Origin of the sequence: Pseudomonas sp. Lb2C2 (assembly GCF_052112205.1) — a bacterium.
Taxonomy (GTDB): domain Bacteria; phylum Pseudomonadota; class Gammaproteobacteria; order Pseudomonadales; family Pseudomonadaceae; genus Aquipseudomonas; species Aquipseudomonas kilonensis.
Genome location: NZ_JAUTYW010000009.1, coordinates 56,221 through 69,101 on the forward strand (window position 1 = coordinate 56,221; position 12,881 = coordinate 69,101).

Consider the following 12,881-nt stretch of genomic DNA (forward strand, 5'->3'; position numbering starts at 1 on the left):
CGTGAGCGCAGTCGCGATCATTCCTGCCCGTGGCGGCAGCAAGCGGATCCCGCGCAAGAACCTGAAGCTGTTCGATGGCGTTCCGATGATCGTTCGCTCGATTCGTACAGCCCTGGCGTCACGGTTGTTCGATGACGTGATCGTCAGTACCGACGACGAAGAGATCGCTGAGCTGGCGCAGGTCCATGGTGCGCAGGTGCCGTTCATGCGACCGGCGACGTTGGCCGATGATTTCACGGGGACGGCGGCGGTGATTGCCCATGCCTTGGGCGAATTGCATGAGCGCTCGTTCGATTTTGCCTGTTGCATTTATGCCACTGCGCCGCTGCTGCAGGCTCGGTTTCTGCACCAGGGACTGGAGCTGTTGCGCAAGCATCCTGACAAGTCGTTCGCGTTCTCGGTGACGGGCTTCGGTTTTCCCGTGCAACGCGCTTTGATCCTGGATGAGCAGGGGGCGCTGACCCCGCTTTATCCGCAGTTTCGCGACACGCGTTCCCAGGACCTGCCCGAAGCGTTTCAGGACGCCGGCCAATTCTACTGGGGGCGCCGGGAAGCTTGGTTACGCGGTGATAAATTGTTTTCACCCAGCAGCTTGCCGTTGGTCCTGCCTCGCCATCTGGTGCAGGACATCGACACACTCGAAGATTGGAAACGGGCCGAATACCTCTATGCGGCATTGAAGGCTGGCGGTGAGCTGCAATGAGGATCCTGATCCGCGCCGACGCTTCGCCAACCATCGGCAGTGGGCACATCGCCCGCTGCCTGACCTTGGCTCGCGTGTTGCGTGAGCAGGGGACGCATGTCGCGTTTGCTTGCCGCCAGTTGCTGGGGCATCGTCTGCAAGCCTTGGCATCCGAGGGCTTCGAGACGTTTGCTCTGCCGGATTCTTATCCTGGGGAAGACCCGCAGCAGGCCATCGAGTCCTTGCTGCCCTGGCAGGCGGACATCACGGCGTTGGAACGGGTACTAGGCGGCCAGTCTGGTTTCGACTGGATCATCGTCGACCATTACGGCCTGGATCATCGTTGGCAAACTGCCGCCCGGCGCTTTGCGCCAAGGATCATGGCAGTGGACGATTTGGCCAGCCGCACTTATGACGTTGATTTACTGCTCAACCAGAACCTGTCCGGGACCCGCGCTGCCTACTCGGGTTTGTTGCCAGAGCATTGTCAGGCGCTGCTGGGGCCGCGTTATGCGCTGTTGCGAGATGAGTTTCGCAGCGAGGCGATTACCATAAAACCCAAGGCCAGGCGCGTACTGGTGAACTTCGGTGGGTTTGACGCGGCGATGCAGACCCACCGTGCCATGCTCGCGCTGGCGGATTTTGATGAGCTTGAAGTCGATTTTGTCGCGGGTGCCGACAACCCGGCTTGGGCTCAGATGCAGGGGATGGCGGCGAGTCGACCTTATTGGCGCCTGCACAGCTTTGTCAGCCATTTCCATCAGCTCATGATCGACGCCGATCTGTTCATTGGCGCCGGTGGTGGTACCAGTTGGGAGCGTGCCGCAATGGGGTTGCCAACAATTTGCATCGCGGTATCGAATAATCAGCAGGCCAATGGTGAGGTGATGGCGATCTCCGGATCCCATATTTATCTCGGTCGCCACGAGGAGGTCAGTGTCGAACAGTTACGCCAGGCCATTGGGTTTGTCGCAGGCAATCAAGACCTGCGCAGGAGTTTGGCCGAGCGCTCCCGGCAACTGGTCGATGGCTTGGGCGTCCAACGGGTCGCTGTCGCGTTGGCCGGTGCAGTGTTGCGAGTTCGCCCGGCCACACAAGACGACGCCCAATTGCTTTTTGATGGCCGTAACGCCGAGGCTGTGCGCCGTGTGTCGTTGGATACATCGGTGATCGACTGGAGCCGCCATTGCCAATGGCTGCAAACAAGCCTGATCAATGCGCAACGCCTGTTGCTGATCGGCGAAGCGGCAGATGGCCCGGTGGGTGCATTGCGTTATGACCTGCAGGGTGACGAGGCGCTCGTGTCGATTTATCTATTCGAAGACCGGATGGGGATGGGGTGGGGCAAAGCGTTGCTGGCCCGTGGCGAAGCGTTTGCTGCTGTCCACTGGCCTCAACTGCGGGTTCTTACCGCGCAAGTCCTGCCGGCCAATCAAACCTCCCTGAGCCTGTTTCGCCAGGCCGGTTTTATTCAGAGTACTTGCGTGCTCACGCGCGTATTGAAGGACCACCCTCATGAGTAGTTTCAAGATCGGCCACCGTATCATCGGGGCGGAGGCGCCGCCGTTCATCATTGCCGAGATGAGTGGCAACCATAACCAGTCCCTGGAGTTGGCATTGCAGATCGTCGAGGCCGCTGCCCGGGCAGGGGCGCACGCCTTGAAGCTGCAGACCTACACTGCCGATACCATGACGCTGGATCTGAACGAGGGCGAGTTTTTCATCAAGGACCCTAACAGCCTCTGGGCTGGAACGTCGCTTTATGATCTGTATGAAAAAGCCCATACGCCCTGGGAATGGCATGCGCCGATTTTTGCCCGGGCCAAGGCGTTGGGCATGCTGGCGTTCTCGACGCCGTTCGACGAAACGGCGGTGGATTTTCTTGAAAGCCTGGGTGTGCCGGCCTACAAGATCGCCAGTTTCGAAAACACAGACCTGCCACTGATCCGCCGGGTTGCCGCTACTGGTAAACCGTTGATCATTTCCACCGGCATGGCCAGCATTGCCGAACTCGACGATACCGTGCGCGCCGCCCGCGAGGCCGGTTGCAAGGACCTGGTGTTGCTCAAATGCACCAGTACTTATCCGGCCACACCGGCCAATAGCAATGTGCGCACGATTCCCCATCTGCGAGCGCTATTCGGTTGTGAAGTGGGATTGTCTGATCACTCCATGGGCGTCGGAGTGTCTGTTGCCGCCGTGGCATTGGGCGCGACCGTGGTGGAAAAGCATTTCACCCTCGACCGCGCGGCCGGTGGGGTGGACGCCAGTTTTTCCCTGGAACCGTTGGAGCTGGCGGCGTTGGTCGTCGAAACCGAACGCGCCTGGCAGGCCATGGGGCAGGTGCACTATGGCGTGACCGAGGCCGAGCGCAAGTCGCTGGTCTACCGCCGTTCGCTGTACGTGACGAAGGATATGAACCCCGGCGAAACCTTCACGACGCAAAACGTCCGGGCTATCCGCCCGGGCCTGGGACTGGCCCCCAAACATGCGGATGCGTTGATGGGGCGTCGAGCTCGCGAGGCCATCAAGCGTGGTACGCCAATGGCCTGGTCGCTGGTTGAATAGCTTTTTGAGTGAGCTTTATCGGCAAAATAGCGTGACCTGCGAGTCATAACGCGCATCTTCACTGTATTGTATTGACCGGGAAGATGGCGCCTGGCCCTTATCAGGCCCAGTGATAGCCCTTTACACTTCCCGTTTGTCGGCGCCCCTCGATTCCTTGCGAGCGGTGGTATTGGGCTGTTTTTGATTGGGAAGCCGTAATGATTGGCATAAAAAGCATTGCGAGCTACGTTCCTGTAGCCGGCGTGGACAATTACGCACAAGGTGCGAAGTTTGAAAAGGATGAAGAATTCATCCTGGGCAAGATCGGTTCGGCCTTCTTGCCACGCAAGGATGACGGGCAGGAAACCTCGGACCTGTGTGTCGAAGCGGTCAATGCGCTGTTTGCCAACAACCCCGGCCTGAAACGCGAATCCATCGACGTGCTGATCGTTGTCACCCAGAACGGCGATGAAGAAGGCTTGCCGCACACGGCGGCTATCGTCCAGGACAAACTCGGCTTGCCGACCACCGTGGCGGCGTTCGACATCTCCCTGGGGTGTTCGGGTTATGTCTATGGCATCTACGCCATCAAGGGCTTCATGGAGGCCGCTGGCCTGAAGAATGGCCTGTTGGTGACGGCCGATCCGTATTCGAAAATCGTCGACCCGGAAGACCGCAACACCACGATGCTGTTTGGCGACGCCGCCACCGCCACTTGGATGGGTGAAGATGCGCCGTGGCAACTGGGCAAGGCCAAGTTCGGCACTGACGGTTCCGGCGCGCCGCACCTGAAGGTCAGCGACGGCGTGTTCTTCATGAACGGCCGCCAGGTGTTCAACTTCGCCTTGCTCAAGGTGCCAGCCCATCTGCATGAGTTGCTCGCCGATTCCGATCTGCAAGCCAGCGACATTGATGCGTTTTGCATTCACCAGGGCAGTGCGGCGATTGTCGATGCCGTGGCGCGGCGTTTCGAGGGCGAGCCGGAGAAGTTCATCAAGGATATGGTCGAGACCGGGAACACCGTGTCGTCGAGCATTCCGTTGCTGCTGGAAAAGCACGTGCTCGATTCCGAGTGGAAGCGCGTGGCCTTGAGCGGTTTCGGCGTAGGCCTGTCCTGGGGCTCGGCGATCATCTATCGCCCGTGAGCCACTAAAACCCGGGCACAAAAATAGCGTCCAAGGTGTAACCTTGAACGCTATTTTTTTGCCTGATCGAAAAGCGAGGCGCCATGAGCGAGTTTTTTCAGCGCAATCTCCAGGTGATCGAGCAACGCTGGCCGGCGCTGGCCGAGCGGCTGCTGCTGGAGGATGCTGGTGCGTTGCAGGCAGATTTGGTCGAGGGGCTTGGATCGACCTTGAGCATCAATGGCATCCAGTTGACCAGCCGCCATGACCGTCTCGCCGAGGCTGACCTGCAAGCCGCCAGCCTACCGCCGGACGCCGCCGTTGTGCATGTCTATGGCACCGGATTGGGGGACCTGCAAAACCATATGCTGGAGCGGGCAGGGGTTGAACGCCTGTACGTGCATATCCTCAATGGCTCAGTGTTTGCCCTGGTGTTGCAGTTGCTGGATCAATCGCCATGGCTTGCCGACTCGCGGGTTGAACTGCTCTATGCAGGCGATCTGGCGGAAATCCAGTTGCCGTTTTTCGCATTGCCCGCCGAGCTGGTGCTGGCCGATGATTTCAATGCAAAAATTCGCGACCGATTGATCAGTGAAATCCATCTGGCCTTCAGTAATCGGGAATTCGACCCCAAGGCGCCGGAGATCATCGAGCGCCTGCAAGCCACTTTCAATCTTGTGCAAACGGATCACGACGTCACCGAGCTGTTTGGCTCCTTCCATGGACGGGAGGCGTTGGTCATTGCCACAGGACCCAGCCTTGAGCAGCACTTCGAAACATTGCGCAAACTGAATGACCAGGCCGAGCGGCCGCTATTGATTTGCGTCGATACGGCCTACCGACCGCTGATCAATCACGGCATTCGACCGGATATCGTGGTCAGCATCGATCAACGCATCTCGGCGCGCCATCTCCCGCCTGAAGACACCGGCGATATTGCACTGGTTTACCTGCCAATGGCTGAGCCTTCAGTGATTGAAGCCTGGCAGGGGCTACGTTACGTCGGTTATTCCGCCAGCCCCATCTATCACCAGATGCGACAGTTACTGCGCCGAGGTGAACTGTACGTGGGCGGGAGCGTGATTCATCCGGCGGTGGACCTTGCGGTGAAAATGGGCGCGGCGCAAATCACCCTCTTCGGCGCCGACTTTGCTTTTCCCCATGATAAAACCCACGCCGGCTGGGGCGACGGTGATCTGGGGCCACAACTGGGCGTGGCAAAACACTGGGTGCTCGATGGTCATGGGCAGCGGGTCAAGACCCAACTCAACTTCCGCAGCTATCTGTGTGAGTTGGAGCGTTTTATCGCCGGGCATCCCCTGGTACGTTTCTATAACAGCAGTCGGGACGGGGCGCTGATCGTCGGCGCTGATTTCCATCCGGAGTACGTGCAATGACCGGGTTTCAAGGGGTAATCGATGACGCCCGTGAGTGCGCACGGCTGTTTCGCTTGGGGCGAGATGTCGAGGCGGGGCTGGCGATGGTTGCATTGGTCGAGGCGGCGCAACCGTTGGTCGAGCTTATGCAGAGCGACGTCCAATCATCGTGGAACGGGCTGCTGGGGCTGATGTTCAACGATCAGCAGGCTCAGAACTGGCTCTCGCTGGCGGACTATCTTGAGTACGAATGGGTTGAGCTGTTGACCGCTGGTCAGGCGGTGTAATTCCTTTTCTTGATGAGCTGGCGCCGCTGCCCAAGCGAATCGCGCCCCGGCATTTCCCTGGCGTCATTTTTTCACCTGTCGAGCGCCGCCAAGTCCTTGATTTACGAGGGGTGGCACCCTGATGGCAAAATTTTTGAAAAAACTGCTAAAGCAAGTTCCGATTACGACGATAACTATTACGAAGGTTCTCTAGGCCACACCCGGCGGTTGCCAGGGCCGGAAGCCGCAGTACCCAACCAACGAGGAATTCGTCATGGCTTTAACAGTAAACACTAACGTCACATCGTTGAACGTTCAGAAGAACCTGAACAAGGCTTCCGATGCTCTGTCCACTTCGATGACCCGTCTGTCTTCCGGCCTGAAAATCAACAGCGCCAAAGACGACGCCGCCGGCCTGCAGATCGCTACCCGTATGACTTCGCAAATCCGCGGTCAGACTGTTGCGATCAAGAACGCCAACGACGGTATCTCTATCGCTCAGACCGCTGAAGGCGCTCTGCAGGAATCCACCAACATCCTGCAGCGTATGCGTGAACTGGCTGTCCAGGCTCGAAACGACTCCAACGGTACTGCTGACCGTGACGCTCTGAACAAAGAATTTGCTCAGATGTCGGACGAACTGACCCGTATCGCTGATTCGACCAACCTGAACGGCAAGAACCTGATCGACGGTTCCGCTGGCACCATGACCTTCCAGGTCGGTTCCAACACCGGTGCTACCAACCAGATCACTCTGACCCTGGATAGCGGCTTCGACGCTGCAACTTTGAGTGTTGACTCGGCAACCATCAGCATCGTTGGTTCCGATAGCACTGACTCAGAAGCCAAAACCTCGGCGGCAATCGATGCAATCGATGCGGCTCTGGCAACCATCAACTCCAGCCGTGCTGACCTCGGTGCTGCACAAAACCGTCTGACCAGCACCATCTCCAACCTGCAGAACGTCAATGAAAACGCCAGTGCTGCACTGGGTCGTGTACAAGACACCGACTTTGCTGCTGAAACTGCCCAACTGACCAAGCAGCAGACTCTGCAACAGGCTTCCACTTCGGTTCTGGCCCAGGCCAACCAACTGCCATCCGCTGTACTGAAGCTGCTTCAGTAATAGCCGGATGAGTTTTAGCGGGGGAGTGCGCTTGCGTACTCTCTCGCTTTTTCCGTTCAAGAGGTGATGGACATGGATATGAGCGTGAAGCTGAACTTGTCTTATCCAGCTGCGAAGCCGGCGACGACATTTGCCGACAAACCAGTGGAGAAGCCTCGAACCGATGCTGCCACCGTGGTACCGGTCAAGGATGAGCCAAAAGACGCTGTGGCCGAACAAGAGAAATTGAAGAGGGCGGTTCAGGAAATTGAAACCTTCGTTCAGTCGGTCAAGCGCAACCTGGAGTTCTCAATCGATGAGCCTTCAGGCAAAGTAGTTGTCAAAGTGATTGCCAGTGGTTCCGGTGAAGTGATTCGCCAGATCCCTAATGAAGAAGTGCTTAAACTGGCGAACAGTTTGAATGATGCAAGCAGCCTGCTGTTCAGCGCACAAGCCTGATAGCTGGCACGAATTTTGTTGTTTGGTTATTTTGAGCGGTTGTAAAGGTCAAAAGGCCGGCGACACACTGAAGGGAGTCCCACATGGCAAGTCCAATTCTACCTGGCTTGGGTTTAGGCTCTGGCCTTGATACCGGTGCTATCGTCAAGGCATTGGTGGATTCTGACAAAGCAGCCAAGCAAGGTCAGATTGACCGCGCCACCAAGACCAATACGGCCAATATTTCGGGGATCGGCACCCTGAAGTCGCTGCTGGATACCTTTCAATCCGCGCTGAAAAGCCTGGGCAGCACGACCACGCCCCAATTTACTGGGGTCGCCGCGACTTCGGCCAACACCAGTGCATTGACGGTGACGGCCGGCAACTCGGCGGTTAGTGGTATTTACACGGTAAACGTCACTCAACTGGCAACTTCCTCGAAAGTTGCGACGGCTGCTTTCGCAGGCGGTGCTTCCAGCGCAGTGGAGACCGGTACGCTGACTATCAGCCAGGGCGGCACGGATTACACCCTTGATATCCCTGCTGACTCAACGCTGCAGTCGGTTCGGGACGCTATCAATAGCAAATACTCCTCCAGTGGCCTGGCCGCTAACATCGTGACCGACAGTTTCGGTTCGCGTCTTGTGGTGGGATCGACTAAGACCGGTGCGGGCAACGATATTTCCCTCAGCGGCATTGCCAGCCTCGCAGCTGACGGCTCCGTAGCCATGGCCTCATCACCCACCGCGACTTCTTCGGGTTCGCTGGGGTTTGCCAAGGACGCTATTTTTACTGTTGACGGCTTGGCAATGACCAGCCCGACCAACAAGCTGGATAACGTGGTCTCGGGCTTGAGTATGACGTTGCTCGTTGAGGATACCGGCCCAACAACCGTCACTGTTGCCGCTAACACCGACGGCCTGAAAGCTTCGATCCAGAAATTTGTCGACGCCTATAACGCCATCGCGAAGGCTGTGACTTCGTTGACCAGGCCATCGACAGACGCTGAGGGTAACTCGGTTCCGGCAGCATTGACCGGCGACTCGTTGCCTCGCTCGCTTTTGGCGGCCATTCGCGCGCCTTTGTCCGAAACCGGTGCTGGCGATAAGCTGACCGTGTTGTCCCAGTTGGGGATTACGACCAACCAGACGACTGGCGCCCTGGATTTTGACAGTACAAAGTTCGCAACTGCCGTGAACGAAAAACAGTTGGGTGGCGAAATCCAGACCCTGTTCACTGGCGAGAATGGCCTGATCGAGCGCATGCAGAATGCACTCAATCCCTACACGGAGACCAGCAAGAAGGACTCCAATGGGAAGACCGTCGATAACATTCTGACGGCGCGCTCCAAGAATCTTGAAATTCTCAAGGCGAAACTGAGCGAGGACCAGTTGGCCCTGGATCGCCGCGTTGAAACCCTCACCGCCGTACTGACCAAAAAGTACAACGACATGGACACCCTGGTAGGCAGGCTGAAAGCCACCGCCAGCAACATCACCTCCATGTTCGAAGCGATGACGGCACAGCAGAAAAACAGCTGATTTTCGACCGATGCAAAAAGCCCGGCAACGTTTTGACAACGTTCCGGGCTTTCGGCTTTTCGACCTAAAGTTTTTTGACGCAGCGTCGATACGCTGTTTATACGAACCGAAGTTTTTTGATGAGGTAGAACATGAATCCGATGTTAGCCCTTCGCCAATACCAGAAGATTGGCGCCCAGGCGCAAACCTCCGAAGCAAGTCCCCATCGTCTGGTGCAGATGCTCATGGAGGGCGGGCTGGATCGCATTGCCCAGGCCAAGGGTGCGATGGAGCGCAAGGATATCGCCAACAAAGGCGTACTGATCAGCAAGGCCATCGGCATTATCGGCGGTTTGCGTGAAGGCCTGGACCTGGAAAACCGGGCCGAGTCGGTAACCGAGCTGGATAACCTCTACACCTACATGATGAAACGCCTGGCCGAAGCCAACGCCAAGACCGATCCGAAGATCCTCGACGAAGTCGCCGATCTGCTTGGCACGGTCAAGGAAGGTTGGGATGCCATCGCTGTACCGGGTCCGCAATTCTAAGGAGTACGCTCATGAGTCTTGTCTTGCAGCGAATCGAACAAACCCGTGATGCCTTGGTCGATGCCCTGGCTGAGCGTAACTGGGAGGCCATCGGTCAGTTGGACCTGGCCTGCCGTTCCTGCATGGAAGACGTCCTGAGCGAGTCTCAGGTGGATGAGGCGGCGTTGCGGATCAATCTTGAGGAATTGCTGGGGGTGTATCGGCAATTGCTGGAGGCGGCGACTGGAGAGCGTCAGGCGATCGTCGACGAGATGCAACAGATCCATCAAGCACAGAACGCTGCAAAGGTTTACCATCTGTTCGGTTAATGCTCAGTTAATCCGAGCCCGTTGCGCCATAAATTTGACTGTGCACGGTTTTTTGACTTAACTAGTAGCTGTTTACAGATTTAAGGCGTCTACAGGCATGACAAGTCTGCAAGCGTCTAGCTTGCCCCCTAATTTCGGGCATTGGGTTGACTAGGGAAGTTGCTATTGCATGTGGCGTGAAACCAAAATTCTCCTGATCGATGACGATAGCGTCCGCCGCCGCGACTTGGCGGTGATCTTAAATTTTCTTGGCGAAGAAAATTTACCCTGCGGAAGCCATGACTGGCAGCAGGCCGTCGGCTCTTTGTCGTCCAGTCGCGAGGTCATTTGTGTCCTTATCGGGACCGTGAATGCCCCCGCAACGCTTTTGGGCTTGCTAAAGACACTCTCAACCTGGGATGAGTTCCTTCCGGTTTTGTTAATGGGCGAAAATTCTTCCCTTGACCTGCCTGAAGACCAGCGCCGCCGGGTACTTTCCACGCTCGAAATGCCGCCCAGCTACAGCAAGCTGCTTGATTCGCTGCACCGCGCGCAGGTTTATCGCGAGATGTACGACCAGGCCCGCGAGCGCGGTCGGCATCGCGAACCCAACCTGTTCCGCAGCCTCGTCGGCACCAGTCGGGCGATCCAGCACGTGCGGCAGATGATGCAGCAGGTCGCCGATACCGACGCCAGCGTGCTGATCCTGGGCGAGTCGGGCACCGGCAAGGAAGTGGTCGCGCGCAACCTGCATTACCACTCCAAGCGCCGTGAAGCGCCGTTCGTGCCGGTCAACTGTGGCGCGATCCCGGCCGAGTTGCTGGAGAGCGAGCTGTTTGGTCATGAGAAGGGTGCCTTTACTGGTGCGATCACCAGCCGCGCCGGGCGTTTCGAATTGGCCAACGGCGGTACGCTGTTTCTCGACGAAATTGGCGACATGCCGCTGCCGATGCAGGTCAAGCTGTTGCGGGTCCTGCAGGAGCGCACCTTCGAGCGCGTGGGCAGCAACAAGACCCAGAGCGTCGATGTGCGCATCATCGCCGCCACGCACAAGAACCTCGAGAGCATGATCGAGGTTGGCAGCTTCCGCGAAGACCTCTATTACCGCCTCAACGTTTTCCCGATCGAAATGGCGCCACTGCGTGAGCGCGTCGAAGATATCCCGTTGCTGATGAACGAGCTGATCTCGCGCATGGAGCACGAAAAGCGCGGTTCGATCCGCTTCAATTCGGCGGCGATCATGTCCCTGTGCCGCCATGGGTGGCCGGGCAACGTCCGGGAGCTGGCCAACCTGGTGGAGCGCATGGCGATCATGCACCCGTACGGGGTGATCGGCGTGAACGAACTGCCGAAGAAGTTCCGCTACGTCGACGACGAAGACGAGCAAATGGTCGACAGCCTGCGCAGCGATCTGGAAGAGCGGGTGGCAATCAACGGCCACACACCGGATTTCACCGCCAATGCCTTGTTGCCGCCCGAAGGCCTGGACCTCAAGGATTACCTGGGAGGCCTGGAGCAAGGGCTGATCCAGCAGGCGCTGGACGATGCCAACGGTATCGTTGCCCGCGCGGCAGAACGCCTGCGCATCCGCCGTACCACCCTGGTGGAGAAGATGCGCAAGTACGGCATGAGCCGTCGCGAAGGAGATGAACAGGCGGATGATTGACGCCTGTTTTCCAACCGCCTGATTTTCAGGCGGTTTTTTTTCGGCACGGGTATTGCTATAGCCCTCGCAACGTTCCGTTTAACTGACGGTCAGCCAAGCGAGAGAGCACGATGACCCTAGCCGCCCAGATGTCTCCTGTCCCCGAGCCGGAACACATGCCGTCCGCCGAGCAGGCAAGCCGGCTTGGACTTGAGCAGGCATTTTCGCTGTTCAACCAGATGTCCAGTCAACTGACCGATTCCTACAGCCTGCTTGAAGCTCGGGTTACCGAGCTCAAGGGTGAGCTGGCCGTGGTCAGCGCCCAGCGCATGCAGGAGCTGGCGGAAAAGGAACGCCTGGCTAATCGTCTGCAAAATCTCCTCGATCTGTTGCCCGGTGGCGTTATCGTCATCGACGCCCACGGCCGTGTGCGCGAAGCCAACCCGGCGGCTTGCGAGTTGCTCGGCCTGCCGTTGGAAGGTGAGCTGTGGCGGCATGTCATCGCCCGCTGCTTTGCGCCCCGTGAAGACGACGGCCATGAGGTGTCCCTCAAGGATGGTCGGCGCCTGTCCATCTCGACACGTTCGCTGGATGCCGAGCCGGGGCAGTTGGTGCTGCTCAATGACTTGACTGAAACCCGTCACCTGCAAGACCAGTTGGCTCGCCATGAGCGCCTGTCTTCCCTGGGGCGGATGGTGGCGTCGCTAGCCCATCAGATTCGTACGCCGCTTTCTGCCGCGCTGCTCTATGCCAGTCATCTGGCTGAACAGCAATTGCCGATGGAAACCCAGCAACGGTTCGCCGGACGCCTGAAAGAACGCCTGCACGAACTGGAGCACCAGGTGCGCGACATGCTGGTATTCGCTCGCGGCGAGCTGCCGTTGACCGACCGTGTTACCCCCAAGGTTTTATTGCAATCGTTGCAGGCCGCGGCGTTGACCCATGTGCAGGATCTGCCGATCCGCTGGCAGTGCGACAGCCACGTCGGTGAAGTGCTGTGTAACCGCGACACATTGGTGGGCGCGGTGTTGAACCTCATCGAAAACGCGATCCAGGCCAGCGGCGGCAATGTCCGGCTGAAAGTGCACTTATATGCACGCGACAACACCTTGCGCCTGTGTGTCAGTGACAGCGGCACCGGTATCGAGCCGGCCGTGCTGGCACGCCTGGGCGAGCCATTCTTCACCACCAAGACCACTGGCACCGGCCTGGGCCTGACCGTGGTCAAGGCTGTGGCCCGTGCCCATCAGGGAGAATTGCAACTGCGCTCGCGGCTGGGCCGTGGCACCTGTGCGACGGTGTGCTTGCCGCTATTTTCCAATGCGCCAGGGGTGGAGTGAAAG

General features: G+C 58.2%; 13 protein-coding genes. All 13 read left to right on the forward strand.

The window, feature by feature from the left end; all coding sequences use genetic code 11:
- Position 1: 1 nt before the first annotated feature.
- A complete protein-coding gene (gene pseF, locus Q7F16_RS24835) occupies positions 2–703 on the forward strand; it encodes a pseudaminic acid cytidylyltransferase (protein ID WP_409556438.1) in 702 nt (233 codons plus the stop codon).
- Positions 700–2,205 carry a UDP-2,4-diacetamido-2,4,6-trideoxy-beta-L-altropyranose hydrolase gene (gene pseG / locus Q7F16_RS24840; protein ID WP_409556439.1) on the forward strand — a complete coding sequence of 502 codons (1,506 nt, stop codon included), beginning with the start codon at positions 700–702 and terminating at the stop codon, positions 2,203–2,205. Before pseF ends, pseG begins: the two co-directional genes overlap by 4 nt.
- Positions 2,198–3,250, forward strand: coding sequence for a pseudaminic acid synthase (gene pseI / locus Q7F16_RS24845; protein WP_409556440.1), 1,053 nt, complete (start codon positions 2,198–2,200; stop codon positions 3,248–3,250). The genes pseG and pseI overlap by 8 nt, the downstream gene beginning before the upstream one ends.
- A 197-nt stretch (positions 3,251–3,447) precedes the next feature.
- A complete protein-coding gene (locus tag Q7F16_RS24850; protein ID WP_014337150.1) occupies positions 3,448–4,374 on the forward strand; it encodes a ketoacyl-ACP synthase III in 927 nt (308 codons plus the stop codon).
- Between the two features lie 83 nt (positions 4,375–4,457).
- A complete protein-coding gene (locus Q7F16_RS24855) occupies positions 4,458–5,750 on the forward strand; it encodes a motility associated factor glycosyltransferase family protein (protein WP_409556441.1) in 1,293 nt (430 codons plus the stop codon).
- Complete coding sequence (locus Q7F16_RS24860; protein WP_046062986.1) at positions 5,747–6,016, forward strand: hypothetical protein; 270 nt, start codon at positions 5,747–5,749, stop codon at positions 6,014–6,016. The genes Q7F16_RS24855 and Q7F16_RS24860 overlap by 4 nt, the downstream gene beginning before the upstream one ends.
- A 253-nt stretch (positions 6,017–6,269) precedes the next feature.
- On the forward strand, positions 6,270–7,121 hold the full coding sequence (locus Q7F16_RS24865) for a flagellin domain-containing protein (RefSeq protein WP_409556442.1): 852 nt from the start codon (positions 6,270–6,272) through the stop codon (positions 7,119–7,121).
- Positions 7,122–7,193: 72 nt separating this feature from the next.
- Positions 7,194–7,559: a flagellar protein FlaG gene (locus Q7F16_RS24870; protein WP_053186546.1), complete on the forward strand. Its 366-nt coding sequence runs from the start codon at positions 7,194–7,196 to the stop codon at positions 7,557–7,559.
- An 83-nt stretch (positions 7,560–7,642) separates the two neighbouring features.
- Positions 7,643–9,079 carry a flagellar filament capping protein FliD gene (fliD, locus tag Q7F16_RS24875; protein ID WP_409556443.1) on the forward strand — a complete coding sequence of 479 codons (1,437 nt, stop codon included), beginning with the start codon at positions 7,643–7,645 and terminating at the stop codon, positions 9,077–9,079.
- Positions 9,080–9,210: 131 nt separating this feature from the next.
- On the forward strand, positions 9,211–9,606 hold the full coding sequence (gene fliS / locus Q7F16_RS24880; RefSeq protein ID WP_409556444.1) for a flagellar export chaperone FliS: 396 nt from the start codon (positions 9,211–9,213) through the stop codon (positions 9,604–9,606).
- 11 nt (positions 9,607–9,617) lie between these two features.
- Positions 9,618–9,914 carry a hypothetical protein gene (locus tag Q7F16_RS24885; protein ID WP_014337157.1) on the forward strand — a complete coding sequence of 99 codons (297 nt, stop codon included), beginning with the start codon at positions 9,618–9,620 and terminating at the stop codon, positions 9,912–9,914.
- A 169-nt stretch (positions 9,915–10,083) separates the two neighbouring features.
- Positions 10,084–11,559: a sigma-54 dependent transcriptional regulator gene (locus tag Q7F16_RS24890; RefSeq protein ID WP_003199076.1), complete on the forward strand. Its 1,476-nt coding sequence runs from the start codon at positions 10,084–10,086 to the stop codon at positions 11,557–11,559.
- A 110-nt stretch (positions 11,560–11,669) separates the two neighbouring features.
- Positions 11,670–12,878, forward strand: a complete 1,209-nt coding sequence (locus Q7F16_RS24895) for a sensor histidine kinase (protein ID WP_409556445.1) — start codon at positions 11,670–11,672, stop codon at positions 12,876–12,878.
- Positions 12,879–12,881: the final 3 nt, after the last annotated feature.

Coding starts and splice junctions, on each gene's coding strand:
- pseG (WP_409556439.1), top strand. CDS start 700: ATGAGGATCCTGATCCGCGCCGACGCTTCGCCAACCATCGGCAGTGGG.
- pseI (WP_409556440.1), top strand. CDS start 2,198: ATGAGTAGTTTCAAGATCGGCCACCGTATCATCGGGGCGGAGGCGCCG.
- Q7F16_RS24850 (WP_014337150.1), top strand. CDS start 3,448: ATGATTGGCATAAAAAGCATTGCGAGCTACGTTCCTGTAGCCGGCGTG.
- Q7F16_RS24855 (WP_409556441.1), top strand. CDS start 4,458: ATGAGCGAGTTTTTTCAGCGCAATCTCCAGGTGATCGAGCAACGCTGG.
- Q7F16_RS24860 (WP_046062986.1), top strand. CDS start 5,747: ATGACCGGGTTTCAAGGGGTAATCGATGACGCCCGTGAGTGCGCACGG.
- Q7F16_RS24865 (WP_409556442.1), top strand. CDS start 6,270: ATGGCTTTAACAGTAAACACTAACGTCACATCGTTGAACGTTCAGAAG.
- Q7F16_RS24870 (WP_053186546.1), top strand. CDS start 7,194: ATGGATATGAGCGTGAAGCTGAACTTGTCTTATCCAGCTGCGAAGCCG.
- fliD (WP_409556443.1), top strand. CDS start 7,643: ATGGCAAGTCCAATTCTACCTGGCTTGGGTTTAGGCTCTGGCCTTGAT.
- fliS (WP_409556444.1), top strand. CDS start 9,211: ATGAATCCGATGTTAGCCCTTCGCCAATACCAGAAGATTGGCGCCCAG.
- Q7F16_RS24885 (WP_014337157.1), top strand. CDS start 9,618: ATGAGTCTTGTCTTGCAGCGAATCGAACAAACCCGTGATGCCTTGGTC.
- Q7F16_RS24890 (WP_003199076.1), top strand. CDS start 10,084: ATGTGGCGTGAAACCAAAATTCTCCTGATCGATGACGATAGCGTCCGC.
- Q7F16_RS24895 (WP_409556445.1), top strand. CDS start 11,670: ATGACCCTAGCCGCCCAGATGTCTCCTGTCCCCGAGCCGGAACACATG.